We start from the raw sequence: 1,518 nt of genomic DNA, 5'->3' as shown, positions 1-1,518 counted from the left end.
CGGCGGCACCATCGAGGTGCCGCCGCCCCGTCCTCAGGTGGCGTCTCGCCGGGCTCAGCGGGCCCCGGGCTGACGCGGGTTCGCGTAGTCGATCGTGAACTGCGGCGAGGTCCAGGTCTCCCAGTGCTCCGGGTTCTCCGGATCGCCGAGCGGCTTGAGGACCTTCATCTCCAGGACGTAGTCACCGTCCTTCACGCTGCGGGACTTCTGGTTCTTCATCGAGAAGGTGCCGTCCCAGGCAAACAGCTCGGGCTCGGGGGAACGGCCCAGGTGATCGGTCGCGTCGATCGTGCCCACGGAGGGGTTGACGACCTTGAGCTTCCCGTTGGCCCGCACCTCGTAGGCCGAGATCTCGAGCCTCTCGGCGGGCAGCGCGAAGGCGTAGGCGAGGTAGGGCACGTCACCGTCGGCCATCGTGTAGGTGTGGCCGCCCTCGGGGTCCAGCAGCACGCTGCCGGCGCCGTCGCTGACGCCGAGGCCGGGCAGGCCCATCCCCTGGTCGTCCAGGACCGTGAGGGCCTGGTAGTCGCCGGAGAGCCCGGCGAAGGGCACCACGAGGTCGTCATCGGCGCCGGTCAGGGTGATCCAGCCGCCGTAGATGAGGCCGTCCATCCCGAAGTCCTCGCCGAGGGTCACGGTGACCTCCGCGCTGCCGTGCGCGGGCACGGTCACCTTCTCCGCGGAGGTGCCGGTGGTCGCCTCAGCCGTAAAGAACTCGGGGTTGCTGGCCGGGATCGCGGTCGCAACGCCGCTCTCGAAGCCGACGTCGTACACCTTCTCGGCGTCGGAGTCGTTGGTGACGGTCAGGGTGACGTCCTTCGGCCCGGCCTCGCCCTCGCCGAGGGAGATCGTCGGGGTCGTGACGGACGAGGTCGCGTGCACCGCGGCGACCATGTTCAGCATGCCCGCGCCCTGACGGTGGACGGGCTCGAGATAGCCCTGCTCCGGCAGCAGCGACCAGGTGAGCTGGTCGGCGGTGTTCATCATCGCGGTCTTCACGTCCGCGGGGGCGAGGTCGGGCTTCGCCTCCAGCAGCAGCGCGGCCGCGCCGGCGACGTGCGGCGCCGCCATCGACGTGCCGGACATGGAGCCGTGGCCGCCGCTCTCGAGCGGCAGCGTCGACCAGATCGAGCCGCCGGGCGCGGCGACGTCGGGCTTGAGGTCGAGGTCGGCGGTCAGGCCGTAGGAGGAGAAGTCGGAGACGAGACCGCCGGTCCCGTTCTCGACCGTGGTGGAACCGGACTGCCAGGCCCAGGTGACCGGGCCGGCCGCGAGCGCCTCCTGCAGGGCCAGGCCGTCGGCCTGGGAGAGCATCACGACCGGGACGGTGAGCGCGGGATCGCCCTCGACCGTCGGGTTCAGGGCGCCGGGCGCGTTGTCGTACAGGATCACGGCGTCGTAGCCGGCCTGCTCGCCGGCCAGAGCCTTCTCGCGGAACGCGCAGGTGCCGCGCTCGACGAGCAGGGCCTGGCCCGGCTCGGCGGCGGGCACGGCCGCCGGATCGCAGGCCTGCGCGGC

General features: G+C 71.9%; 1 protein-coding gene. It reads right to left on the bottom strand.

Annotated features, from left to right (window positions below; translation table 11 throughout):
- Positions 1 to 54: 54 nt before the first annotated feature.
- The coding region (locus HMPREF3159_RS18125) for a S8 family serine peptidase (protein WP_168165415.1) at positions 55 to 1,518 on the bottom strand (1,464 nt) is incomplete at its 5' end.

Origin of the sequence: Brachybacterium sp. HMSC06H03 (assembly GCF_001807385.1) — a bacterium.
In the GTDB taxonomy this organism is placed as follows: Bacteria; Actinomycetota; Actinomycetes; order Actinomycetales; family Dermabacteraceae; genus Brachybacterium; species Brachybacterium conglomeratum.
This window is presented reverse-complemented; position numbering and strand designations above follow the sequence as displayed.